General features: G+C 33.8%; 21 protein-coding genes. 9 read left to right on the top strand and 12 right to left on the bottom strand.

The features are described from left to right. Positions 1-1,062: 1,062 nt before the first annotated feature. From BUA03_RS01940 to trpS, 3 genes are all read right to left on the bottom strand, one after another. Positions 1,063-1,464, bottom strand: coding sequence for a hypothetical protein (locus BUA03_RS01940; RefSeq protein ID WP_139255593.1), 402 nt, complete (start codon positions 1,462-1,464; stop codon positions 1,063-1,065). A 16-nt stretch (positions 1,465-1,480) separates the two neighbouring features. Beyond that, the gene (locus BUA03_RS01935; RefSeq protein WP_066079021.1) at positions 1,481-3,262 is read right to left on the bottom strand and encodes a hypothetical protein; all 1,782 of its coding nucleotides are present in this window, start codon (positions 3,260-3,262) and stop codon (positions 1,481-1,483) included. A 236-nt stretch (positions 3,263-3,498) separates the two neighbouring features. Continuing rightward, positions 3,499-4,476 carry a tryptophan--tRNA ligase gene (gene trpS / locus BUA03_RS01930; RefSeq protein WP_066079024.1) on the bottom strand — a complete coding sequence of 326 codons (978 nt, stop codon included), beginning with the start codon at positions 4,474-4,476 and terminating at the stop codon, positions 3,499-3,501. Positions 4,477-4,613: 137 nt separating this feature from the next. Between trpS and BUA03_RS01925 the strand changes: the two genes are divergently transcribed. Next, positions 4,614-5,381 (top strand): lysophospholipid acyltransferase family protein, encoded by a 768-nt coding sequence (locus BUA03_RS01925; RefSeq protein ID WP_066079028.1) that lies wholly within the window; start codon positions 4,614-4,616, stop codon positions 5,379-5,381. A 46-nt stretch (positions 5,382-5,427) separates the two neighbouring features. On the opposite strand, the gene recA is transcribed toward BUA03_RS01925, so the two are convergent. From recA to BUA03_RS01905, 4 genes are all read right to left on the bottom strand, one after another. Next, the gene (gene recA / locus BUA03_RS01920) at positions 5,428-6,435 is read right to left on the bottom strand and encodes a recombinase RecA (protein WP_066079569.1); all 1,008 of its coding nucleotides are present in this window, start codon (positions 6,433-6,435) and stop codon (positions 5,428-5,430) included. 190 nt (positions 6,436-6,625) lie between these two features. Further along, a complete protein-coding gene (locus BUA03_RS01915; protein WP_066079033.1) occupies positions 6,626-7,135 on the bottom strand; it encodes an acyl-CoA thioesterase in 510 nt (169 codons plus the stop codon). 51 nt (positions 7,136-7,186) lie between these two features. Beyond that, entirely contained in the window at positions 7,187-7,570 is a 384-nt protein-coding gene (locus BUA03_RS01910) for a DoxX family membrane protein (protein WP_066079036.1), read from the bottom strand. 4 nt (positions 7,571-7,574) lie between these two features. Further along, complete coding sequence (locus BUA03_RS01905) at positions 7,575-8,723, bottom strand: DNA polymerase III subunit (RefSeq protein ID WP_066079038.1); 1,149 nt, start codon at positions 8,721-8,723, stop codon at positions 7,575-7,577. A gap of 283 nt (positions 8,724-9,006) precedes the next feature. Between BUA03_RS01905 and BUA03_RS01900 the strand changes: the two genes are divergently transcribed. The 4 genes from BUA03_RS01900 to BUA03_RS01885 all read left to right on the top strand — a co-directional run bounded on the left by BUA03_RS01900 (position 9,007) and on the right by BUA03_RS01885 (position 14,067). Then, positions 9,007-10,194, top strand: a complete 1,188-nt coding sequence (locus tag BUA03_RS01900; protein ID WP_066079041.1) for a phosphoglycerate kinase — start codon at positions 9,007-9,009, stop codon at positions 10,192-10,194. A 298-nt stretch (positions 10,195-10,492) separates the two neighbouring features. Next, positions 10,493-12,535 (top strand): LysM peptidoglycan-binding domain-containing protein, encoded by a 2,043-nt coding sequence (locus tag BUA03_RS01895; protein ID WP_066079044.1) that lies wholly within the window; start codon positions 10,493-10,495, stop codon positions 12,533-12,535. A gap of 120 nt (positions 12,536-12,655) precedes the next feature. Then, the gene (locus BUA03_RS01890; protein ID WP_317041081.1) at positions 12,656-13,567 is read left to right on the top strand and encodes a DUF4837 family protein; all 912 of its coding nucleotides are present in this window, start codon (positions 12,656-12,658) and stop codon (positions 13,565-13,567) included. Positions 13,568-13,602: 35 nt separating this feature from the next. Further along, positions 13,603-14,067, top strand: a complete 465-nt coding sequence (locus tag BUA03_RS01885; protein ID WP_066079050.1) for a GNAT family N-acetyltransferase — start codon at positions 13,603-13,605, stop codon at positions 14,065-14,067. Here the strand turns inward: BUA03_RS01885 and BUA03_RS01880 are convergent. From BUA03_RS01880 to BUA03_RS01870, 3 genes are all read right to left on the bottom strand, one after another. Next, positions 14,050-14,856: an OmpA family protein gene (locus BUA03_RS01880; protein ID WP_066079053.1), complete on the bottom strand. Its 807-nt coding sequence runs from the start codon at positions 14,854-14,856 to the stop codon at positions 14,050-14,052. The two genes, BUA03_RS01885 and BUA03_RS01880, sit on opposite strands and share 18 nt — an antisense overlap. Continuing rightward, entirely contained in the window at positions 14,856-16,490 is a 1,635-nt protein-coding gene (locus BUA03_RS01875; RefSeq protein WP_066079056.1) for a S41 family peptidase, read from the bottom strand. Before BUA03_RS01875 ends, BUA03_RS01880 begins: the two co-directional genes overlap by 1 nt. Before the next feature lie 107 nt (positions 16,491-16,597). Beyond that, a complete protein-coding gene (locus BUA03_RS01870; RefSeq protein ID WP_066079059.1) occupies positions 16,598-17,044 on the bottom strand; it encodes a ribonuclease P protein component in 447 nt (148 codons plus the stop codon). Between the two features lie 124 nt (positions 17,045-17,168). On the opposite strand from BUA03_RS01870, the gene BUA03_RS01865 reads away from it, so the two are divergent. The 4 genes from BUA03_RS01865 to BUA03_RS01850 all read left to right on the top strand — a co-directional run bounded on the left by BUA03_RS01865 (position 17,169) and on the right by BUA03_RS01850 (position 20,954). Then, complete coding sequence (locus tag BUA03_RS01865) at positions 17,169-17,903, top strand: lysophospholipid acyltransferase family protein (RefSeq protein WP_066079062.1); 735 nt, start codon at positions 17,169-17,171, stop codon at positions 17,901-17,903. A 10-nt stretch (positions 17,904-17,913) separates the two neighbouring features. Then, positions 17,914-18,903: an acyl-ACP desaturase gene (locus tag BUA03_RS01860; protein WP_066079065.1), complete on the top strand. Its 990-nt coding sequence runs from the start codon at positions 17,914-17,916 to the stop codon at positions 18,901-18,903. An 81-nt stretch (positions 18,904-18,984) separates the two neighbouring features. Beyond that, positions 18,985-19,638: an HD domain-containing protein gene (locus BUA03_RS01855; protein ID WP_066079068.1), complete on the top strand. Its 654-nt coding sequence runs from the start codon at positions 18,985-18,987 to the stop codon at positions 19,636-19,638. A gap of 1,004 nt (positions 19,639-20,642) precedes the next feature. Further along, positions 20,643-20,954 (top strand): GIY-YIG nuclease family protein, encoded by a 312-nt coding sequence (locus BUA03_RS01850; protein ID WP_066079071.1) that lies wholly within the window; start codon positions 20,643-20,645, stop codon positions 20,952-20,954. A gap of 349 nt (positions 20,955-21,303) precedes the next feature. Here BUA03_RS01850 and BUA03_RS01845 read toward each other — a convergent pair whose 3' ends face one another. Further along, a complete protein-coding gene (locus BUA03_RS01845; protein WP_066079074.1) occupies positions 21,304-21,708 on the bottom strand; it encodes a hypothetical protein in 405 nt (134 codons plus the stop codon). A 163-nt stretch (positions 21,709-21,871) separates the two neighbouring features. Continuing rightward, positions 21,872-24,523 carry a TonB-dependent receptor gene (locus BUA03_RS01840; RefSeq protein WP_066079076.1) on the bottom strand — a complete coding sequence of 884 codons (2,652 nt, stop codon included), beginning with the start codon at positions 24,521-24,523 and terminating at the stop codon, positions 21,872-21,874. Position 24,524: the final 1 nt, after the last annotated feature.

The following is a 24,524-nucleotide window of genomic DNA, read 5'->3' as shown; positions in this document are numbered from 1 at the left end:
GTATTTGATTTTGAAACTCTAAGCTACTTTGACTAAATTAATAATATAGGTTTGTATTTAATTTTAATTAAGAGCGTTAATTTTTGATATGCGTCAATAAAATAATATTTAAAAAATAATTCTAAGTAAATGAAAAATAGCTAATTTTTTCCAAAGAGAAAGTTAAAAGTAATAAGTAGTGGGTTTTTAAGGATAAGTGAGTTAAAAAGGAACATATTGCGTTTAGGTTCCTTTTGAAATGTATAGCAGTTTGGTGATAAAAATTCAGTTATTACAAGATACAATCACTCTTTTCCAATTTCCGTTAAAAGAGTGTTAGTTATTTCTGCTGCGAAGTTGAACTACAATTCTTCTGCAAATTTGCGTTAAAAAGTAATTGGAATTCATTTAATTTTGCTACCTAGTAGTTGATATTTATTTTTAAAACGTAATTCAAAATTAATTACATTTGTATTTTCTTCATAAAGGAAATATGTTTCAGAAATTCCAAGTGTATATTTGAATTTACCGATCTCAATTTGTTCGCTATGAAATATTTCTTGAGAATAAATAGAATAATTAAATATGCAAGTGATGAATAGAATTATATTTTTTGTCAAAGTCATAATGTTGAGTATTTAATTTAAAATCCAAATTCTTATCGATTTAACGCCTCCATTAGGCGAGGTATTAAACTTACGACTACTTCCAAAATCTTTTCTATAATTATTTATTTTTAATATTTTTTACTGAGACACAGCAAATTTTGCCAGTTACTTTATTTACTAATAATCCAATTAATTTCCTTTGTTTTATACCAAATTCTAGTACTCCCAATTTAATACCAACATTTATATAACCTAATAATGTAATTTTCGCTTGTTTTTTATCATGGAATGTAGAGTAATATTTGGGTTATCAGTTGACTTTTTACACGGTGGGTAACACTTTATTTTGAATTTATTTAAATTAAAAAAAGTTGATTGAAACGGATATCAATCAACTTTTTGGAACATTATATTTAATAGTACCCAGAAAAGTTTTCTTCAACTTTTTTGGACTTTAAACCTAATATTTAATATATTAATTTAGTGAGATTAAAATTGTATTAGATTTACGTTGATTAAAATTTCCAGATGTAATATCAATTTTAATGTTTTTTTTATCCTCATATACTTTTACAATATTTATATTGATAAAATTCTCCAATAAATATAATTTGCAAATTGGCAGTTCTCCAAATTCGCATTTTGATAAATACAAATTATTGGAAACTTCACCTGATTCTTCGTTTTTTGCACTACCCGGTGGGTTTTTGATGATAACAATATTAACTAAATTGTCAACTAAAGTGTAAGATTGAAAATAATTTATATTTCCAATTAAATTTTTTAATTTAAAATTTTTTAACTCTTTAGCTTCTAAGTTTTGAGATTTGCAACTTACGGTTGTCATAATAAATAGTATTAAAATAATATTTTTCATAATTATATTTTAAGGATTAATAACTTTGAACAGATACATGAATATGGTCTTGGTGTCCGCCAATAGGCCAATTTAGATTCACAGATCCGTTAGGTAGTGTCTTGTGTTTAAAAGAAGGACCAAAATTCTCTCTGATTTTTGAATAATCATCAAAAGCATCTTGCAGGGCTTTTACTTGAATATTATTCCCTAAATTAATCATTTTTATGCCATTAATTCTACTAATATCAACAGCAGTGCCCCTTGTGTGATTACTTGTAGAGGAATGGATACCATTTGTAGTTGCCGCAATATATATTGAGTTAATTTTATTAGAATTGTCTAATTTGCTGTTTGCTAAATTTATTGCAAAAATTATACTATTTACTAAATCTACAGCAACTTCATTGTTTGAATTTTTATTATCGCTTTGAGTGGTTCCAAAGGTTATGCTCAATGTAGAACCATCATTCAGAATAATACTATTTGGAATCAATTGTTTTGGACCAGTATAATCAATATTATCGTTATCAGAATCGCCCATAAACCCATCTGCTGAGTAGCCATCATTATTTAACATTGAATTGATTAGCTGTTGAGTAAACTCTCTAGTCTCATTATTCAAATGGTTTTGCAAGAGATAGTTAAAAATTTCTTGTTTTGTTTGATTTGTTTGGCTTGATAGCCATTGACTATTTTGAAGTAAGACTTGAAAAGTTTGATATTTATTTATTAACATTTCTTCAAAATTGAATAGATTACTTTCAAAAGAAAGAAATGTTGTAAACATATTCATTGCATTTATAGCATTTATTTGATTCTGCTGTTCGTTAAAGTCATTATAGCGAAAATAATCTACAATTGATGGAACTAACCAATCATTTATTAAATTTGCATTAGAATAGTTGTGGTTTACCAAATTATTATAGGCGGGGTTTAATCTCAAAAAATTATAAATTTGATGGTAAAACATATAACTCTCATTACTGAAACTTGGTTCTCCTTCATATGGCTCAGGAACATTTAGTAAATTTAAAATAGTAGCACCACCGCCACCACCGCCACCACCGCCACCGAAAGTATCGGGCGGAACTATACTCTTAATTGTATCCACACAAACGACAGTAGTTCTAATTTCATAATACGCATCATTTGTTAAGCCATTGTCACAAGATTGTCCTGGCATGTGTCCACCACCATGCGAACAAGGAATCGCAACAACATAACTTGTATTGTAACAACTAGAAGTTTTATTGTTATTTTTTTTAGAACTATCGATTACTGGTTGTCCTTTTAAAAAAACAGTTTTTGCAAATAACTCATTATTAGTATTGTATATTTCAATAATGCCGGTAAAATTATCAACATCCAAATTATAAGTAGGTAATGTTGGGATGTATTTTACAAAACCTGCTTTTTCGATTCCTGATATTTCTTTATTAATTATGAAATATTTAAAATAGGGCGTTAAAGATGTATATGAATTTAGCCTTAAAGAATAAGTTATATACTCATTAGGTTTAGTTATTTTTTGGAAAATGGAATTTTTAGAACTAGATAAAGTGATTTTATTGTTTTTTAACAGTTCGTCTGAATTTGTTAAGTGTTTAATATTAGCCACAAATTCAATAATTTCAATCTTTTTTAATTCATTAAGTAATTGATCTTTGGAAATGTTTTCAGTAGTCATTTTTGCATTTTGAGAATCCTTTGCTTCTTCATTTTCAAGCTGACAATCGCTCATCGAGAATGCTAGGACAAAAAGAAGAAAAAATTTGCTAATGAAGCTTTGTGGTCTGTGGTTTGTGGTTTGTTTCATCGTTTGGTTTATAAAGTTAATACTATTCATTCAAATAGACTTTACCAAACGTATAGAAAATATGTTATAAATGAAATACCCACTTTTAGTGATATTTTAAAAAAAATCTCCTTCAGGGTTTTAAACCCTGAAGGAGATAAGTGGAATGAATGGTGACTAAAAAGGCATAGCTTATTATTGAGGATTTTAATAATTTGCGAATCTGCGGTTCATTTTTACAAGTCTAGAATTATAGGTTATTGCATTTCAAACCCTAATTTTTCTCTTACTCTCGCCAGAACACCATTGGCCACTGCCGCCGCTTTTTCGGCACCAATTTTCAATAACGCATCAACTTCGGCGAGGTTATTCATGTAATACTCGTATTTTTCTCTTTCGGTTTTGAATGTTTCTGTAATCAATTCAAACAAAGCTTGTTTGGCATGACCATAACCATAATTTCCACCAAGGTAATTAGCAGTCATTGTGGCTAATTGTTCTTCATTGGCCAATAATTTATAAACAGCAAAGGCATTACAAGTATCTGGATTTTTAGGATCTTCTAGTGGCGTGCTATCCGTTTCGATACTCATGACTTGTTTGCGCAAGGCTTTATCGTCTAGGAATATATTGATGATATTATTGGCTGATTTACTCATTTTCCCACCATTAGTGCCGGGAATAAGCATACCGTCCTTTTGTATTATCGCTTCGGGAATTACAAAAGTTTCACCCATCTGATGGTTGAATCTTGAGGCTACATCGCGAGTAATTTCAAGGTGTTGCAACTGATCTTTCCCTACAGGAACTAGTTCAGCATCATATAATAAAATATCGGCAGCCATCAACATTGGATATGAAAATAAACCTGCATTTACATCTTCTAATCTATCTGCTTTATCTTTAAAAGAATGTGCTAGGGTCAACCGTTGAAAAGGGAAAAAACAACTCAAATACCAAGACAATTCTGCTGTTTGTGGTACATCCGATTGTCGGTAAAAAACGACTTTGTTTACGTCTAATCCACAAGCCAACCAAGCTGCTGCAGTACTGTAGGTATTGGTTCTTAGTAATTCTCCGTTTTTTATTTGCGTTATCGAATGCAAGTCGGCAATGAAAAGAAAGGATTCGTTTTCAGGTTTATTTGATAATGCTATTGCGGGGATGATTGCGCCAATTAAGTTGCCTAAATGTGGTGTTCCTGTACTTTGAACGCCTGTAAGTATTTTTGCCATTGTAATTTTTAACTTTAACCGCAAAGTTCGCAAAGTATTTCGCAAAGTTCGCACGGATTGTAATTTTTTCTAACTGTAAAGTCGCCAAATTTAATTCTTTTACTGCTATTTCCATTCGATTTCTTACTTTTGGCCCTATGAGAGGATTAAAAATTATATTTTGGACACTTTGGCGCATATGGTTTTATGTTTTAATGACCATTCCCATACTGGTTATGTTTCCTTTTTTAGTGCTTTCCATTTTGACGGAAAGCGGTTATCCATACTTTTTTAAGATGGCTAGAATTTGGGCCAAATTCATTCTTTTTGGAATGGGTTTTTATTATAAAATTGACAAAAATCAAGACCTGCAGTCTGACAAAAGTTACATGATTGTAGCCAATCACACCTCAATGGTCGATATTATGCTAATGCTTGCCACTGTAAAAAATCCTTTCGTTTTTGTCGGAAAAAAGGAATTGTCAAATATTCCTTTGTTTGGATTTTTCTATAAAAGAACCTGTATTTTGGTAGACAGAAGTTGTTCAAAAAGCCGAATGGCGGTATTTAATCGGGCGCAAAAAAGAATAAATCAAGGATTAAGCATTTGTATATTCCCAGAAGGTGGTGTTCCGGATGATGAATCGGTACTATTGGATACTTTTAAAGATGGTGCCTTCCGCTTGGCGATAGAACACGAAATTCCTATTGTTCCCATTACATTTGCGGATAATAAAAAAAGATTTTCCTACACTTTTTTTAGTGGAAGCCCTGGTGTTATGAGAGTCAAAATTCATTCTCATGTTGAAACATTAGGAAAAATAGGCGAGGATAGAAAAGTAATTCGGGAAGAAGTAAGAGCTATCATTTATTCTCAATTACAAGAATTCGAAAACACTGAAGACGAAAATAAGTTTGCTTTTTAAAAATTATTATAAAAAAAGAGTTCACCTTGGTGAACTCTTTGTAATTTTATGCTTCTGCTAATTCTTTTATTCTAGCTTTAATTTTTTCCTCTAATTCATCGGCTAATTCTGGATTGTCTTTAATCAAAGACTTAACAGCATCGCGACCTTGTCCTAATTTGGTTTCACCATAACTGAACCAAGATCCCGCTTTTTTGATGATTTCAAATTCTACTGCTAGATCTAAAATCTCGCCAGTTTTTGAAATCCCTTCCCCATACATAATGTCAAATTCAGCGATTTTAAAGGGTGGTGCGACTTTGTTTTTTACCACTTTTACTTTGGTTCTGTTCCCAAGAACATTATCACCATCTTTAATCTGTGTGGAACGACGGATATCCAAACGAACTGATGCGTAAAACTTTAATGCATTTCCTCCAGTTGTTGTTTCTGGATTACCAAACATAACTCCAATTTTCTCTCTTAACTGGTTAATAAAGAATACTGTACAATGTGTTTTGCTAATGGTTCCTGTTAGTTTACGTAAAGCTTGCGACATCAAACGGGCGTGAAGACCCATCTTTGAATCTCCCATTTCACCTTCAATTTCACTTTTTGGAGTCAAAGCAGCAACCGAGTCAATTACAACGATGTCAATTGCTCCTGAGCGAATCAAGTTCTCCGCAATTTCAAGTGCTTGTTCACCATTGTCAGGTTGTGAAATAATTAGATTTTCGATATCTACTCCTAACTTCTCCGCGTAATTTCTATCAAAAGCGTGTTCTGCGTCAATAAAAGCAGCAATTCCACCCGCTTTTTGAGCTTCGGCAATAGCGTGCAATGTAAGGGTTGTTTTTCCAGAGGATTCTGGACCATATATTTCAATAATTCTTCCTCTTGGATAACCACCAACTCCTAAGGCTAAATCGATACCTAATGAACCTGAAGAAATCGTTTCTACTTTTTCAATGGCTTTATCGCCCATTTTCATTACCGTACCTTTTCCGTAGGTTTTGTCTAGTTTGTCCAGCGTAAGTTGTAGCGCTTTTAATTTAGATTCTTTCTCTGTACTCATCTTCTCTTTTACCTTTTCTTTCATCTATTTGTATTATTTTATAACTGTAAGAAACTGACAGGATGACTCATTGTCCTGAAAATTTCAATTGTGTAAGAACATTTGTTTTCGTAAAAATACTTCTTTTTTTAATCAAAAATTTCTCTTTCAGGAATATTTTAAATTAAAAATAACAACCTAATTGGGATTGCTAAAGGAACAAGGCTTTTAACTCGGTTGCATCATGTGGGTTCATTTTTCCAGCCAAAACTAAACTCAGCTGTTTGCGTCGCAGTGCGGCTTCGAAACGTTGTTTTTCCAAGTCGGTTTCAGGTACTATTTGTGGCACTTCTACTGGTCTTCCAGTATCGTCAACTGCAACAAAAGTATATATCGCTTCGTTGGCTTTGGTTTTATTACCCGATTCGCGGTCTTCCACCCAAATGTCAATGTATATTTCCATCGAACTTTTGAATGCTCGGGAAACCTTGGCTTCGACCGTAACAACACTTCCTAGCGGAATGGCTCTGTTAAAGGCAACATGGTTTACAGATGCCGTAACTACAATTCTGCGGGAATGTCTCCTTGCCGCAATGCTGGCCGCACGATCCATACGGGCCAATAATTCGCCACCAAAAAGATTATTCAAAGGATTAGTCTCACTTGGTAAAACTAAATCGGTCAGTGTGGTTAAGGATTCAGAAGGATGCTTTGGACTCATATTTTTATTTAAATGGATATTATTTTGTTGTATGCGGAAACTTTTTATTTTTTAACTCAACCAATATACGGCTAATATCGCAGGGATAAAGTAGATTACAATGGTTCTCGCGCCGTCATAGTCCTTAGCTAATCGTTGACCAAATAGCAACATTAATAGTGTGACACAAGAGAAAACAGCTCCATAGAAACCAAAAATTCTTCCGTTGTTTACCAGTAATTCGATGCAACCCACCACACATAAAATCCCAGAAATTAATTCTAAAATTAAAATGTTTAGTAAAGCCAGAGGCACTTGATTTTTTAATGGTGTTTTAGCGAAGTGCCCTTTTAACCAATCTACGTTATCTTTCCAGTTAAACAGCTTGTCATAACCGGATTGTAGAAAAGTAATGGCGAGGAAAATTAAAATCAGAATTGAAGTAATGTTGTTCATTTTTTTATTTTTGGTGAATTAAACGGGTTAGTTTTATTGATAAATCGGTTAAAATAATTTTAGGATTTCCGTTGCGCTCAATGTGATACATAGCGTCTGACAGTTCTTTAAAAATTGCACTGATATTGTTTCCATTTACAAAAGGCGCAAAATTCTCGAGCTTGAATTTCTCTACTTGAGGTTCCATGTATACCAAGCTTGCTGCTTGGTAATTTAGCAACAATGCCTGACGAAACATCTCAATACAGAAATGAAGAAATTTTTTCTGAGTTTCTCTTCCCAAACCAGCAATTTGCTCACTCCACTGAATCAAATCTTGGATGGCTGCTGCATTTCCTTTGGCTCTAAAGGCGGCACGAACCCAGTCAACAAACCATTTTTCAAAAAAAACAGATTCACTATCCGGTTGTACTAATTGCAGTGCCTTGTTGAAATTTCCTTGTGCCTGATGGGCTATTTTTAAGGCTGTTTTAGGCTCTATATTTTCTCTTGAAACTAAGGCTTCGGCAATAACGGTTTCGGTTAGGCCATTGAAATGCAATACCTGACACCGGGAACGAATGGTTTGAATGATATCTTCTTCATTTTGTGAGATGAGGATAAAAACGGTTCGGTCGGTCGGCTCTTCTAGCAATTTCAATAATTTATTGGAAGCAGCGATATTTAATTTATCGGCCATCCAAATAATCATTAATTTGTATCCTCCTTCGTAGGATTTTAAAGCCAAAGATTTTAAGATTTCTTGCGCATCATCAACCCTGATTTCCCCTTGTTTGTTTTTAACTCCTAATATTTGATACCAATCAAATAAGCTTCCGTAGGGATTTTGCTCTAAAAACTGACGAAACTCCGTAATAAAATCAATGCTTTTAGGTTTGGTTTTTACCTCTTCGGTACTTACCGTTGGATAAATAAAATGCAAATCTGGATGTGAAATTTTCTGAAATTTGAGATTGCACGCCTCGTTTGACCCTACGTTCTCCCCATTTTGATTGCTGCAAATAATATATTGTGCATACGCAATAGCCATAGGTAAAGTGCCGCTTCCTTCAGGGCCAACAAACAATTGCGCATGTGGAATTCTACCCAAATTAGCACTTTTTGTCAAATGACTTTTGATGTGTTCTTGCCCTAAAATTTCTGAAAATTGCATGAAGCAAAGATAGCAGAAAATGGTGTAGTCTAAAATTTTACGGGGCAAAGTTTTGGTACGGGCAAGATTCAAAATAAGTCAAATAGCGGTTTAATTTGTAAATTTTGATTTGTCTTAATTTAAACTAAAAAACAAATAAAATAGTAAAAAGGAACATTATTTGTTAATTTACATCGATTTCGTTGCGTAAAATTTATTTTAGATGTTTTTCCCTAATTTACTAATAATTTAAAAGTTCTATATTTGTTATTCTTTCAAAAAAAATAAACTAAAAAACATACTGATGAAAACTGTAAACGATTTCGATTTTAAAAGTAAAAAAGCCATAATACGGGTTGATTTTAATGTGCCATTGGACGAAAATTTCAAAGTAACTGACGCCACTCGTATCGAAGCAGCAAAACCTACGATAGATGCAATTCTTGCGCAAGGAGGAAGCGTAATTTTAATGTCACATTTAGGAAGACCAAAAGGGATTGAAGAAAAATACTCATTGAAACACATTTTGAAAACGACTTCGGAAATTCTGGGAGTTCCTGTTCAATTTGCCTCAAACTGCGTTGGATCTGAAGCCAAAGAAGCTGCTGAAAAACTGCAAGTAGGAGAAGTATTATTATTAGAAAATCTGCGTTTCCATAGCGAAGAAGAAGCTGGAGATGTTGCTTTTGCAAAAGAGCTAGCGTCACTTGGTGATATTTACGTAAATGATGCTTTTGGGACCGCACACAGAGCGCATGCTTCAACTACCATTATTGCCCAATTTTTTGAAAATAAAAAATGTTTCGGTTTATTATTGGCTAAAGAAATTGAGAGTTTAAACAAAGTTTTGAAAAATAGTGAAAAACCGGTGACCGCCGTTTTAGGAGGTTCAAAAGTGTCTTCTAAAATTACCGTGATCGAGAATATTTTAGATAAAGTGGATCACATGATTATTGGTGGCGGAATGACGTTTACTTTCGTAAAAGCTTTAGGCGGCAAAATTGGAAATTCTATCTGTGAAGATGACAAACAAGAATTGGCATTGGAAATCTTGAGATTAGCGAAGGAAAAAGGGGTTCAAATTCACATTCCTGTTGATGTTATTGCAGCCAACGCTTTCTCAAATGATGCTGAAACTCAAATCGTGGATGTAAAAGAAATTCCAGACGGATGGCAAGGATTGGATGCAGGTCCAAAATCATTAGAAAATTTCAAAAAAGTAATTATGGATTCTAAAACGATTCTGTGGAACGGACCACTAGGTGTTTTTGAAATGGAGAATTTTGCAAACGGAACAATTGCTTTGGGTAATTTTATTGCAGAAGCTACTGCAAAGGGAGCCTTCTCGTTGGTAGGTGGAGGCGACTCTGTTGCAGCAGTAAAGCAGTTTGGATTGGAAGATAAAGTGAGTTACGTATCTACTGGTGGTGGCGCTATGCTAGAAATGCTGGAAGGCAAAACATTGCCAGGAATTGCAGCAATTCTAGACTAATTCTGCTACAACCAAGTTGCGGGAAACAGTTGGAATTTTAGTGTAATACCCTTATAAAACAAGAATCAAGATTACAAGTATAACCTTAGCGATAATATTTATTGCTAAGGTTTTTTTATAGATTTCATAATATGTTTTTTAAAGGGACTTTTGCCTATTAAAGCCATGAAAATTCTTTATAAATCAAGGAAAGATTGCATTTTTAACAATATTTAAACAAATTTTTAGTTTAAACCTATTAAGTTTGTAAAAACAAGCTTTGTAATCATTTGAAATATAGGTCTTTGATCGTAAAAATATGAATATAAAAAATACCACATTATCACTCTTGCTACTGTTATCAGTGCAATTGTTTTCCCAAGAAACTCATGAAAATAAGGAAATTTCAAAATTTGAAATAAAATTATCTTATTTAGATTCCATTAAGAATACTTTCGTAAAAGATGACTTAGCATCTTGCGTGGATAGCTTATGGATGAAGGAATTAACTAATTTAGATTTGTACAATACCATTTCGGAGGATATTAAAAATGTAAATATTGATGAAAAGATAGAGTATGAGTTGTCTACAGAGCTATTAAAAGAGCGATTGGCGGCGATGGATGCTAAATCTCCATTTAATATTGAGTACAATCAAGGCTTAGAGAATATCATCAAATCATTTTTGAAGTACAGGAAGAAATCTTTTGAACGTTTAATGGCGGTCTCTGAATATTATTTTCCTGTATTTGAAGAGGCATTAGCTAAACAAAATGTTCCTTTAGAAATTAAATATTTAGCTGTTGTGGAATCTGCTTTAAATCCAAAAGCAGTCTCTAAAATGGGCGCCACGGGATTGTGGCAATTCATGTATCAAACCGGAAAACAATATGGATTAAAAATTGACTCTTACATAGATGAGCGTAGTGATCCCTTAAAAGCAAGCCAAGCTGCAACGCAATACATGAGCAACATGTACAAAATATTTGGTGATTGGGATTTGGTTTTAGCTTCGTATAATGCAGGACCAGGGAATGTTTCAAAAGCAATCAGGCGGTCTGGCGGACAGCAAAATTATTGGAACATTAGAAAAAATTTACCAAAGGAAACGCAAGGATATGTTCCCGCTTTCCTTGCTACTATGTACATCTACGAATATCATAAGGAACATGGAATTGTTCCTGAAAAAGCAAGAGTAAAACATTTTGCCACGGATACCATAATGATCAAACAGCAAATGACATTCAAACAAATTTCTGATTTACTAGATGTTCCTGTGGCACAATTGCAGGTTTTGAATCCATCGTATAAGTTGAATGTGATTCCATTTTATCATGATGAAAATCATTATTTGAGATTACCACAAGAAAAAATAGCCGTTTTTGCGTCTAATGAGGATCAGATCTATGCCTACACGCAATATGAATTAGACCAGCGAGAACGACCATTTCCAACTTTAAAAGCAGTGGTTAAAAACACTCCAAATACCGTTATTCAAAGCCGTACAGATGCTAAAATAGCGTACTATAAAGTGAAGCGAGGAGATAATCTAACTAGTGTTGCTTCTAAATATGGTGTTTCTATTACCGAATTAAAGAAATGGAACAACCTTAATAGTAATGCGCTTGCTTATGGCAAAAACTTGAAGATTATTACAGGTCAGTCTTTAATTAAATTAACAACAGCAGAACCTAAAGGAAATACTAGCATCTTAAAAAGCCAAATGGTATTGGCCGCTGAAACAAAAAGCAATAAAGAAGAAAAAGCAAATAGTGCTTCAAGTGGTTCTACAACGGATGAAGCAAAACTTTATTTGGTTCAAAAAGGAGATAACTTAGGCAGCATTGCTACTAAATATGAGGTTACAGTAGCAGATCTTCAAGCTTGGAACGGGCTTTCGAGCGATGCAGTTCAAATAGGGGCTTCCGTGCAAATATCGAATAACGGACCGGATTTTAAACCAGAATTAGCGCTGAACCCAGAACGCAAAGATGTTGAATATATCGTTTTAAAAGGAGATAATTTAGGAGCTATTGCCGGTAAATTTGGAGCTTCCGTCGTGGATTTAAGACACTGGAACAAGTTGCCAGACAATACGATTACTATTGGAAAAACATTAATCGTTGCCAAAGATGAAATCGCCATTGTCACTGATAAAGCTACTGTTGATTTCTTCAAGAGTAAATCAAATATAACGGCATCATCTAAAAAAGTACCTTCTAATTATTATGTCAAAAAAGGAGATTCTTTATTTAGCATAGCTAAAAAATATCCAGGCGTAACCACTTCTGACTTAAAAAAATGGAACGGTATTAGCAGTGAAGAGCTCAAGCCTGGAATGAAGTTAAAAATTAACGGATAAATCAATTAACTTCTATAAATTTGGGTTTTACTTTATAATCGAATCGTAATGAATAAAGCCCATTTTTTATTTCTTTTTGTTTCTCTGCTCTTATTTTCTTGTAAAAAAGAGAATAATCTTATGCCACGTAAAACAACGGGTAAAATCAACACGATTTCTGTAATTATCGATGATCAGTTGTGGAACGGGGATATTGGTGATAGCATTCGGAACAAGTTTGCATCTCCAGTGATTGGTTTACCACAAGAGGAACCACTATTTAATATCAATCAATATCCAGTCAAGCTTTTGGAAGGATTTATGACGGATACACGAGCGATTATAGTGGTAAAAAAGGCAGATGAAAACAAGTTTGAAATTCGAAAAAATCAATACGCTTCCCCTCAAAATGTATTCCATATTTCTGGAAAAACCAATACCGATATTCTCGCTTGCATTGAAAAAAATGCGCTGCAAATGATTCAAATCATCAAACAAGCTGAAATTGCCGGGAGCCAACGAATAAACAGCCTGTCCCTAATAGATCCTAAAATAATAGAGAACAAGTTTCACATTGGTCTGCAAATCCCCTCAGGATATGCCTATGTGCTTCAAAAAAGTAATTTTATGTGGCTAAAAAAGGAAATTATAGGCGGGAATACCAGCTTGTTACTATATCAAGTACCTTTGAAGGCGATTAATAAAGATACCGATTTAAGTACTAGTATTATAAAAATGCGGGATTCCATAGGTCATTTGTACATAAGCGGAAAAGAACCAGATACAAACATGATGACGGAAGAGGCGTACGCGCCTTATCTATTTAAGATCAATCTTGACGGAAAAGATACTTATGAAACCAAGGGAACTTGGCAATTAAACAACGATTTTATGTCCGGACCTTTTATCAATTACGCTATTGTGGATGCTGATTATAACCGAATTTTGGTTTTGGAAGGGTTTTGTTATGCGCCTTCAAAAGATAAAAGGGATTTAATGCATGAACTCGAATCCATCATAAAATCAGTAGTTGTTGTTAAAAGAGTGCCTTAAATTTCTTTAATTTGCATTTTATAAAACAATTAGGCATGACATTACAATGGGAAATTAAGGCATTTGATGCCCTGACGGTGCACGAACTTTATGATTTACTGCGTTTAAGAAGCGAGATTTTCGTGGTGGAGCAGCACTGTGTTTATTTGGATCTCGACGGAAAAGACAAAGTAGCATTGCATCTTATTGGTATGTTTGAAGGTAAAATTGTCGCTCATTCCAGATTGTTTAAACCGGGCATAAGTTTTGGCAATGCCTCCATAGGAAGGGTAACCGTAGATCCCAATTATAGAGATAGAAAATGGGGACACGACTTGATGCGAGAATCTATAGCCGGAATTCAGCAGCATTTTGGCGAAATAAAAATTACCATTGGAGCGCAATTGTACTTGAAAAAATTCTATGAAAGTCATGGTTTTGTGCAAACCAGTGAAATGTATCTGGAAGATGATATTCCACATATTGAAATGAAAAGAGGAGAACTAGATTTTCAAAATTAGAAATTCTACTCTGCGATCTATTGCTTCGCCTTGACCTAAAGGAAATTTGTTTCCACTTCCCACATAGTGCATTCTAAGGCTGTTTATGCCCTTATTTATCAAATAGCGGTAGACGTTTTTGGCCCGATTCAAGGATAGTTTCCGTTCCTGTGTGTCTTTATCTATGGCATCTTGGTAAGAATTGGGCGTGCAACATACATGTCCTCTGATTTCGAATTCCATTGTTTTTTGCTGTTGCAAAAGAAGTGCAATAGCATCCAATTCTTTCTTGGATTGCTCCGTCAATTTGCTGCTGCCAAGTTCAAAAAGAATATTTTCCAGATAAATTCGATCACCTACTTTATGGCTTTCCTGAAATGAATTATAAATACCCTTCCCAAAACTGTTTTTCTTGACAATAAATAAGTCGACACGCCTATTCTTTGAACGCGTTTCTGATAGATTTCCCATCAAATCCTTTTGCAATATTACGCGGCCCTTACCTTCAATAATAACAATTTTGTTATTATCAAAACCATGATCCGTGAGTATTTTTTGGACTGTTAGAACTCTATTTTTTGATAATTCATAGTTGTAATCATTGGTGCCTCGATCGTCGCAATAGCCATAAATTTGTATCGATTCGATTTTGGTCGTATCTGCGTATTTTATGAAATCAATTATCGTTTGTACTTGATCATTGTATAGTGTGAATTTGTCAAATTCAAAATAAACTGTTTCCACAGGTCTTGCTTGAGCGAATAAATAGCTCGTAAAAAGAAGCAGTAGTATGGAAAAGGCTTGTTTCATTACATTTTTAAAATAGATCGGTACGCTGGATTATCACTCAAAATAGAGGCTGCCTTTTTAATTTCTGAATTGTTTTTGGTGTAATATTGATACAGTCCTTCTTGGTATTGGTATCTCTTAATGATTTCATCAATTATCAATTTTTTGATTTCTTTTTGATTTTTATCCAATAATGCATTTTCACTTTTTTGCAGAGCGGTAAGTAATTGTTGGTATTCTAACTGAATGGATTCCTCTAATTTTTCTTTTTTGGCTACAGCCAAAGTGTTTTTTAACGCCAACTCCGTTTCTGTGTCAAAAGAGAATTTTTGCGCTTTCAAAAATTGTTTAAAATCAGCATAATCAGCATCCGAGAGTACCGGAATCTGATTTCCTAAGCTCGGATTTTTATAATAATAAGTTGTGGCATAGTTAAAAATTCCGTCATTACGCAACAAAGCATTTGTGATGGGACTCGATTTTGTTTCTTCCAGTTCCACATCAGGTTGGATTCCGCCACCGTCATATACGGTTCTTCCCTTTCTAGTTTTAAAGGCATTGAAGTTTTTCTCTTCGGTTTTTAAAGCAATTCCATTTTTGTCTTTTTTAGAATAATTTAATGCTTGAATACATCTGCCAGATGGTGTGTAATAACGAGAAATAGTTACTTTTAATTGCGTCCCAAAGGTTAAATCTACGGGTCTTTGTACAAGTCCTTTCCCAAAACTACGACTTCCTACCACTACCGCACGGTCTAAATCCTGCAAGGCGCCAGCGACGATTTCTGATGCCGAGGCACTGCGGCCATTGACTAGAATGATTAATGGGATTTCAGTGTCTACGGGATCTTTGGTTGTTTTATAAGTGCTGTTGTGTTTCTCTATTTTCGATTTTGTCGTCACAATAATCTCATTTTTTGGAAGGAATAAATTACAAATATTTACTGCTTCATTCAAGAGTCCTCCAGGATTATCTCTTACATCTAGGATAATGCGTTCTGCACCTTCTTTTTTTAGCTGTTCCAGTGCCTCTTTAGTTTCTATCGATGCTTTTTTATTAAAATGGGACAATACAATGTAGCCTGTTTTGTCGTCTATTTTTCCAAAGAAGGGAACCGATTTTATTTCGACTTCGTCAAGAACAATCTGAGTAGCGCTTACTTTTCCCTGACGGATGTATTTGATATCGATTTTAGTGTTTTTAGCACCTTTGAAGAGTTGAGAAGCTTCCTCTTTAAATTCAGATAAAAGCACATCGCCTACCTGAATAATTTCGTCACCAGCCTTCAATCCCGCTTTGTCGGCAGGAAAATCTTTATAGGGTTCCTTAACGATTAATTTGTCTTCTTTCCGGGTCAGTAAAGCGCCTATTCCCGTGTATTCACCGGTATTGTTTATCTTGAAACGCACTACATCTTGCTCATTAAAGTACACCGTGTACGGATCTAAATTTGCTAACATCCCTTTTATGGCCTTGTCCATTAACTCTCCAGGATTAGTTTCATCAACATAATTGCGGTTCAATTCCTTGAAAAGCGTGGTGAATATCTCGATTTGCTTGGCAATTTCGAAAAAATCATCCTTGAAACTAGTTCCAACTAGCAGAAATGCTGAAGCGACAACTGGGATGATGAATTTTTTTTTGAGAAGGTTCATGGATTTAGTAGGCTTAATTTGAAGCCACTAAAATAGGTATAAATCATGAAATAATAGTGCAGGACAGAATCTAATGGCAATTATGTTTACGTGGTGCAAGTAAAAAGTTAAATTTTCGAATTGCTATCGATTTCTGACTCTGGTTTTTTAATGTTTTGAGCAATAAACTTCTCAAATAACTGAATGGTTTTGGTGTTGATTTCCTGATAGGACAAGCGGTCTTTTGTTTGGTAAAAAAACATAAAGGAATACGGTTGGTCCAGATGATCAACTAATAAGTGTTTGTTCAGGCGATAGGTTTCGCGCAACACCCGTTTGAAATAATTGCGATCTACGGCTTTCTTGAAATTCTTTTTAGAAACCGAAACGCCCATTTTTATTTTTTCTCCCGTCCCCGATCCCGATCCTCCGGGACTTGATTCGGGTTTGCCAAAAGAACCCGCTTTATACACCAATCGCAACGGATATTTGGATACTGATTTCCCTTCAGTAAACAAGAGTCCAATGGTTATTTTGCTTTTTAGCTTTTCGTTTTTGGGGTATGTGAAATTCATTTTAGTAGAGAAATGGCGTCAATTTTGATTGGCAAAGTTACGATTAAACGTTGAGCCTGTATATTGTTTCCGATTTAAATACCGCTAAAAATATATTTCTTACTTTTGCGTTAAATTTTTAAGCATGCAAAAACTGATTTCGTATCCCATTTCCGTTATTTATTATTTATGTTTCGGTCTTACTTTAGTTATTTTTCATCCGATACAGTGGGTTTGTTTCCATGGATTTGGGTATCAAGCCCATAAAAAAAGTGTTGATTATCTGAACTTTTTCTTAGTGAAATGCACAAATCTGTTAGGAACAACGTACAAGTTTGAAAATATTGAAAATATTCCAAAAAATGTACCATTGATTTTTGTCTCTAACCACCAAAGCATGTACGATATTATTGCTATGATTTGGTTTTTTCGCCGTTTTCATTGTAAATTTGTTAGTAAGAAAGAATTAGGAAGTGGTATTCCAAGTGTGTCTTTTAATTTGCGTCATGGCGGTTCAGTGCTTATCGATCGTAAGGATCCTAAACAAGCCATTCCTGCCATTAAAGGATTGGCAGAATACATTGAAAAATACAACCGTTCAGCCGTTATTTTTCCAGAAGGAACACGAAGTAAGACCGGAAAGCCAAAAGAGTTTTCTCAAACGGGATTGAAAATATTGTGCAAAAATGCTCCTTCAGCATTCGTGGTTCCTATAAGCATAAACAATTCTTGGAAAATAGTTAAATACGGGTTTTTTCCCTTAGGTCTAGGAAATCGCCTTACCTTTGTAGTTCATAAACCGTTAGCGGTTGCAGCGTATGATTTTGCGCAGTTGATGGAAAAGACAGAAGCAGCAGTAGTTCAAGGAATAAAAATTTAATTTATATATAATGTCAATAAAAAACATTCGATTAGAAGTAATGCAGTTTTTGGAAAAAAACGTAGACAGCTTTGTCGATCAGTATCTAATTCCAGTAGAAAAAATATGGCAACCAACTGATTTTTTGCCTAATTCTCAAAGTGATACTTTTTTTGATGAGGTCAAAGAATTGCGTGAAATTGCAAAAGAATTACCATACGATTTCTGGGTAACTTTAGTAGGAGATACCATTACTGAGGAAGCGTTGCCAACTTACGAGTCCTGGTTAATGGACGTCGAAGGAATTGATAACGTCGAAAGAAATGGCTGGTCTAAATGGATCAGACAATGGACTGGTGAAGAAAATCGTCATGGTGATTTGCTGAATAAATATTTGTATTTGTCAGGTCGTGTGAACATGCGTGAAGTTGAAATGACAACACAGCACTTGATCAACGATGGTTTTGATATTGGAACCGGAAGAGATCCTTACAAAAACTTTGTGTACACTAGTTTTCAAGAATTAGCAACGTACGTTTCTCATAACAGAGTGGCGCAAATGGCTAAGAAATATGGAGACAACAAATTATCTAAAATGTGTAAAATGATTGCTGGTGACGAAATGCGTCATCATCATGCGTACAGTGAATTTGTAACTCGTATTTTTCAGGTGGATCCAAGCGAAATGATGCTTGCTTTTCAATACATGATGAAAGCAAAAATTGTGATGCCAGCGCATTTCTTGAGAGAATCAGGTGAGAAAATAAGCACGGCATTCGAACAGTTTTCTGATTCGGCACAACGTATTGGGGTTTACACCGCAGCCGATTATGTAGATATCATGCAGAAACTAATCGAAAAATGGGAAATTGACAAAATTACCGGTTTGACAGAGGAAGCTGAGAAAGCCCGTGAGTACTTAATGAAATTACCAGGCAGAATGGCAAGAATTTCAGAGCGATTGGTAATTCCGCAAGAGTCGCATATTTTCAAATGGGTGGAACCTGCTTTGGCAAGATAGATTTCTAAATAAAGAATAAAAATGTTGGATTTTGAAGTTGAAGAACTTTGAAATTCAACATTTTTTTTAAGTAAATATATAATGATTAATCCAGATTTAATACCTAGAACAATTCTTTTTGTAAAAGAAAAACTAGAAAACGCTGAAAGTGGACACGATTGGTTTCATATAGAGCGCGTGTACAAAAACACGTTGTTGATTGCTAAAAATGAAGCTTGTGATACTGCAATAGTGCAACTTGGCGCTTTGCTACACGATATTGCCGATAGTAAGTTTCACAATGGTGACGAAACCGTTGGTCCAAGAGTAGCTCGAGAATTTTTAGAATCCGAAAATGTTGATGAAGAAATAATCGAACACGTGGTAAATATTATTGAAAACATCTCGTACAAAGGCGGGAATTTTGAGAAGAAATTTACTTCGATAGAATTGAATGTGGTTCAGGATGCGGACCGTTTAGACGCCATAGGAGCGATTGGAATCGCCAGAACATTCAATTATGGCGGTTTTAAAAATAGAACGCTGTATGATCCCGAAATAGCGCCAAATTCAAGCATGACCAAGGAAGAATACAAAAATAATGATTCGCCAACGCTCAATCACTTCTACGAAAAATTATTACTCTTAAAAGATAAGATGAATACCGCAACGGGAAAACAAATTGCAAAAGAAAGACACTGCTATATGGAAGGTTTTCTAGCTCAGTTTTACGCGGAGTGGGAAGGGGAGAAGTAGTATTTCGCGTTCAGTTTTTTAGTTATCGGTTATCTGTTTTCCGCTTAGCAGTGATTTGGTATCCTATTTTTCTCGCTGGAAGCGTTTCACAGTTTGTTGTTACAGTAAAATCATATTATTGTCGGGATTCCTCCGGAATGACAAATTAATAATTTTTATTACCTGTTTTTTCGGGCTAATTTTTCCAACACAGTTTTTCCACTCCAGTTTGTCACGCTGGAAGCGTCTCATCACTTGCAGCTAAAGTAAAATCACACAATTGTAGGGATTCCTGCGGAATGACAAAGTAAGCAGGTAGTTTTATGACTTAGTTTTCCTGGTCCAGTTTTCCTAGTCCAGTTATCCTAGTCCAGTTTTCCCAGTTCAATTATCCAGTTTAGTTTGTCACGCTGGAAGCGTCTCATCACTTGCAGCTAAAGTAAAATTACACTAATGTAGGGATTCCTCAGAAATGACAAATCAAATAGATAGTTTTATGACTTAGTTTTCCTGGTCCAGTTTTCCTAGTCCAGTTTTCCTAGTCCAGTTATTCAGTTTAGTTTGTCACGCTGGAAGCGTCTCATCACTTGCAGCTAAAGTAAAATCATATTATTGTAGGGATTTCTCAGAAATGACAATGTAAGTAGGTAGTTTTATGACTTGGTTTTCCTAATCCAGTTTTCCTAGTCTAGTTTTCCCAGTCCAATTATCCAGTTTAGTTTGTCACGCTGGAAGCGTCTCATCGGTTGCTGCCGAAGCAAAATCATATTATTGTCGGGATTCCTCAGAAATGACAATGTAAGTAGGTAGTTTTATGACTTGGTTTTCCTAATCCAGTTTTCTTGGTCCAGTTTTCCTAGTCCAGTTTTCCCAGTCCAATTATCCAGTTTAGTTTGTCACGCTGGAAGCGTCTCAGTGCCGGGTACTAAACAATAATCAGACTATTGTAGGGATTTCTCCGGAATGACAAATTAGGATAAAGCACTTGCCTTTCTCAAAATATTTATTAGTTTTATCTTAAAAAAATGATTGAATATACAGAAGGAATCTACAACTTTTATGTTTACATGATAACGAATAAAAACAGAACTGTTTTATATACTGGTGTTACCAATAATTTAAAACGCAGGCTAAATGAGCATAAGAACCACATTAATGCTAGTAGTTTTACTGCTCGTTACAATGTCGAGTTTTTGATTTATTATGAACATTTCGGATGGATTCAGCTTGCCATTGCTAGAGAAAAGGAAATCAAAGACATGCGGAGAGAATTGAAATTAAATCTAATTCAAGAATTTAATCCAGAAATGAAATTCTTGAATTCTCATTTTGAGTAGTTTTTAATGTAATCTCAAAATCATAGTAGTGCAGTGATTCCTCCGGAATGACGAAGTTAGTAGATAATTTAACACCCGATTTTTTTAGTCCAGTTTTTCCAATCCAGTTTGTCACGCTGGAAGCGTCTCATCACTTGCTAATAAAGTAAAATCACACTATTGTAGGGATTCTTCCAGAATGACAAATTAAATAGATAGTTTTAGTACTTAGTTTAGTATAATTTTCTCAATCCGCTTTTTCCAGTCCAATTTGTCACGCTGGAAGCGTCCCATCGCTTGGTGATAAAGAATAATCACACTTATGTCCGGATTCCTCCGGAATGACAAAGTGAAAAGATGATCAAAAATCTTAAATCGAAATCCCTTTCGATTGCATTTCCATAATCACATCTGATGCGTTTTTAAAAGTTGGCGCTTGTTCAATAATACTCGCTACTCTTTTTTTATTGAGTTTAAAGGTGATGTCATTTTCTGTAGTAAATAAAAGGGCCGTTAAAAAAGGATTATTCATAAAAGGAGCCAATATCATGAAAGCTTCGTCTAAGGTATGAAATGACTCTATTTCTTCCGTTTTGTACTTTGCAGTAAGGGAAAGACTAAAAACATCATTTTCTAATAAAACGGGACGAACATAGATGTTTTTCAACTCGGTGTCACCTATCGTTTTGGCAAGTGTTAATTTGGCGTAAGTGCCATTTTGAATGCTTTTTTTTACATTTTCCCAGAAAAGTGCAAATACAGGTTGGAAGGACATTGGTTCTTAGTATTAAAAATTAGATTTAATTTACAAAATTAGGTTTTGTTTGCGAAGAATGTATCAACTGAACGAAATAATTTTCAGGATAAATCAATTGCTTTACACCAATGCAATAGTTGTAATCCTAGTACACATTAACCAGAATCTTTCAGTTTGGCATCTAAAATCGAAAACCTACACTAACCATTACAAATCTATTGATAAGGTTGTGAGAGGAAATAGATCTTGAAAAGTCTGAAATAGAGATAGTTTCAAAATTTTTATTATTAGTCAAATTTCTTCCTAGTAGAGAATACTCTATTTTCTTGTTTTTTGAGCTGAATGTTATTTCAGTATCTAGAAACAAGTAGTTATTTTCAACTGACAAATCTGGGCTTATGAAATTTAAAACCGTTGCAGTTTTAATTCTTTTATCTAAATTATAAACTAGTTTTAGTGCGTTTTTTAGTGAGCTAAAACGATTTTCATTCCCGCCTTGAACTACTGTTGCGTAATGCATGAAATAAGATTTGTTCTCTACAAAAGTATTTTTATCCAGCTTTATTCTCATTGAAAAGTCGAATAAAGTGTTTCGAGATACAATGTCTCTAATCGCTGCAGCGTTGATGCTGTTTTTAGTATATGAAATAGAATAACGGGTATTAAATTCAAAAGTAGTTCTCAAAGAATGAATGTATTTTTCTGCGTTTATAGTAGCACTATAGTCTTGATTACCATTATTTAATAAAAAAGCCGTGGTTGTGCTAATTTCGTTATTAATTAAGGATCTTATAAAATAATTATTGTCTCTTTGGTTGTGTTGAAGTTGTACTGATAATCGGTTTTGATGATACAAGTCATTGTAATTAAAATTTATACCGTAAGCATGTGTTTTTAAAAAACCAAGATTAAATTCATTATTTAGGAAGCTTCTATACCCCGTTTGAATTATTCCTACAAAAAGATTGTTTTCCATTGGTGCATTTTGATTAAAGCTATAACTTGAATTTATCTGTGTGTTTTGCGAAAACTTGTAAATAAACTGTAAGCTTGGCGAAACAATCATTTCGTTTTCAAAAACAGTTTTTTGTCTTATCAAATCTTCAATATTAATAGTGAAATATTTTGATTCTAAGTTTATTCTTAAACCAATTTTGTTTTTATTGTAAGACCAATTTGTATTAAAAAACGGGAAGTTGAGATTGTATTTTAAATCGTTACTATAATCAATATTGGAAAAGGCTTCTTCATTTTCACTAACTGTTCTTAATAAACTTTTTAATTTATTTTGTATCGAAAAAAATCCTGCTTGTACTTGCCATGTACATGAATTAAATGTGTGCAAATAATTAGAGGTACTTGAAAAAGTTATTTTATCAAAACGACTGTCCTGATTGTTTTGTTGTACATAAGAATCATCGCTTTCATTAATACTGATGCCGGGCGATAAAGTAAATTGTTGAGGTGCTGAACTTTTTATGAAATTTGTTTGTGTTGTAAAAGCACTTTTATCACTTATTTTTTTAGTTAAATTAAAGTGATGTTTCTCGTACCGATTTATGGAAGTAATTTGGTTATTCTGTTTTAAAGATTCGTTTATTGAATTAGACCAAAAATTAATTTCTTGATATTTTAGTTTTCCTGAATATTCCCAATGTAACTTTTCTTTTTCTTTATTTTCAAAATGAATATTCCCATCGTACAATTTGGGCGATTTGACGTTGTTTTCTGATTGATAGAAAGTAAAGGTCTCATTATTAGCTGTAATAGTTGTTTCCTCTTTGTTGTTGCGGGATAATTGATCGTCATAAATACCTAAATTCACTTTTAAAATAGTTTTTTTTGATAATTTATAAAGTGAATTGAAACTAGAGTAAAAAGTTTTATTTATACGGTGAAATTTATCTTCTAATGGAGAATAGAAATTACCTTGATTTATTAAAGACTTAGCTGTTGAATTATTTTCCTTAAGATCTTCAAATGATACATTGTTGGAGTAAAAGTCATACGGAGAATTATTTAAACCCACGTTATTGTATGTTGCAACTCCAAAACCCTTGATCTTGGCATTTATTATAATCCCTGTAGTATTAAAATCGTATTTATTTTTATATCCTAATCCTAGTTTTGAATTTCCGGAAAACTCACTTTTCCCTTTTTTTAATTTTAGGTTGATGGCAACATCTTCACTGTCATATATTCCTTTAAGTAATGAATTTTCACTGTATTTTTCGATTACTTCTACTTTATCAAGTAGAGCAGCATCCATGTTTTTAGACCCAACAATGTATTGATTATCAAATAAATCATCTCCATCTAAAAGCATTTTTTTTATCGACTTTCCATTGAATTTTATTTCTCCATTTTCAGAAATTTTTATGCCAGGTAATTTTTTTAATAAATCCTCAACTACTTTTTCCGAACCATCTTTGAATTTTTCAGAATCGTAAACTATAGTATCCTTTTTTCGTGTTATTTTTTTGTTTTCAGTGATTACAACCTCCTTTAATGCAGTTATTCTTGTTTGTAGTTCAAAGTCTAATATAATTGTTTCGCTATTTTTAAGGATTTTAAGGTGTTTTTCATTTGTTTCGTAGGCATAAGAGGTTACAGCAATTATTACGCTGTCCAACGGTTCTTTTAGTTTTACAAAATAGTCGCCTCGAGAATCAGTCGTTGCAAATTGATAAATGAGCTGAGGTGTTTGTGGTTTTTTTATTAAAATATTTGCGGTAACAGGATTTCCATTTGAATCTAAAATAGTTCCTTTTATAATTTGCGAATTAGAGTACTGGCTGATTAGAAAAAATAATAATAGAATTAATTTTTTCACT

Source organism: Flavobacterium fryxellicola, assembly GCF_900143245.1.
GTDB lineage: Bacteria > Bacteroidota > Bacteroidia > Flavobacteriales > Flavobacteriaceae > Flavobacterium > Flavobacterium fryxellicola.
Note: the sequence above shows the minus strand (reverse complement) of the source record. Positions and strands in the feature narration are given on the sequence as shown.

What these genes read in the sequence shown, in the direction of transcription:
- BUA03_RS01855 (WP_066079068.1), top strand. Translation starts at nt 18,985, where the DNA reads ATGATTAATCCAGATTTAATACCTAGAACAATTCTTTTTGTAAAAGAA.
- BUA03_RS01860 (WP_066079065.1), top strand. Translation starts at nt 17,914, where the DNA reads ATGTCAATAAAAAACATTCGATTAGAAGTAATGCAGTTTTTGGAAAAA.
- BUA03_RS01865 (WP_066079062.1), top strand. Translation starts at nt 17,169, where the DNA reads ATGCAAAAACTGATTTCGTATCCCATTTCCGTTATTTATTATTTATGT.
- BUA03_RS01850 (WP_066079071.1), top strand. Translation starts at nt 20,643, where the DNA reads ATGATTGAATATACAGAAGGAATCTACAACTTTTATGTTTACATGATA.
- BUA03_RS01885 (WP_066079050.1), top strand. Translation starts at nt 13,603, where the DNA reads ATGACATTACAATGGGAAATTAAGGCATTTGATGCCCTGACGGTGCAC.
- BUA03_RS01845 (WP_066079074.1), bottom strand. Translation starts at nt 21,708, where the DNA reads ATGTCCTTCCAACCTGTATTTGCACTTTTCTGGGAAAATGTAAAAAAA.
- BUA03_RS01880 (WP_066079053.1), bottom strand. Translation starts at nt 14,856, where the DNA reads ATGAAACAAGCCTTTTCCATACTACTGCTTCTTTTTACGAGCTATTTA.
- BUA03_RS01905 (WP_066079038.1), bottom strand. Translation starts at nt 8,723, where the DNA reads ATGCAATTTTCAGAAATTTTAGGGCAAGAACACATCAAAAGTCATTTG.
- BUA03_RS01895 (WP_066079044.1), top strand. Translation starts at nt 10,493, where the DNA reads ATGAATATAAAAAATACCACATTATCACTCTTGCTACTGTTATCAGTG.
- BUA03_RS01910 (WP_066079036.1), bottom strand. Translation starts at nt 7,570, where the DNA reads ATGAACAACATTACTTCAATTCTGATTTTAATTTTCCTCGCCATTACT.
- BUA03_RS01915 (WP_066079033.1), bottom strand. Translation starts at nt 7,135, where the DNA reads ATGAGTCCAAAGCATCCTTCTGAATCCTTAACCACACTGACCGATTTA.
- recA (WP_066079569.1), bottom strand. Translation starts at nt 6,435, where the DNA reads ATGAGTACAGAGAAAGAATCTAAATTAAAAGCGCTACAACTTACGCTG.
- BUA03_RS01925 (WP_066079028.1), top strand. Translation starts at nt 4,614, where the DNA reads ATGAGAGGATTAAAAATTATATTTTGGACACTTTGGCGCATATGGTTT.
- BUA03_RS01875 (WP_066079056.1), bottom strand. Translation starts at nt 16,490, where the DNA reads ATGAACCTTCTCAAAAAAAAATTCATCATCCCAGTTGTCGCTTCAGCA.
- BUA03_RS01890 (WP_317041081.1), top strand. Translation starts at nt 12,656, where the DNA reads ATGCCACGTAAAACAACGGGTAAAATCAACACGATTTCTGTAATTATC.
- trpS (WP_066079024.1), bottom strand. Translation starts at nt 4,476, where the DNA reads ATGGCAAAAATACTTACAGGCGTTCAAAGTACAGGAACACCACATTTA.
- BUA03_RS01940 (WP_139255593.1), bottom strand. Translation starts at nt 1,464, where the DNA reads ATGAAAAATATTATTTTAATACTATTTATTATGACAACCGTAAGTTGC.
- BUA03_RS01935 (WP_066079021.1), bottom strand. Translation starts at nt 3,262, where the DNA reads ATGAAACAAACCACAAACCACAGACCACAAAGCTTCATTAGCAAATTT.
- BUA03_RS01870 (WP_066079059.1), bottom strand. Translation starts at nt 17,044, where the DNA reads ATGAATTTCACATACCCCAAAAACGAAAAGCTAAAAAGCAAAATAACC.
- BUA03_RS01900 (WP_066079041.1), top strand. Translation starts at nt 9,007, where the DNA reads ATGAAAACTGTAAACGATTTCGATTTTAAAAGTAAAAAAGCCATAATA.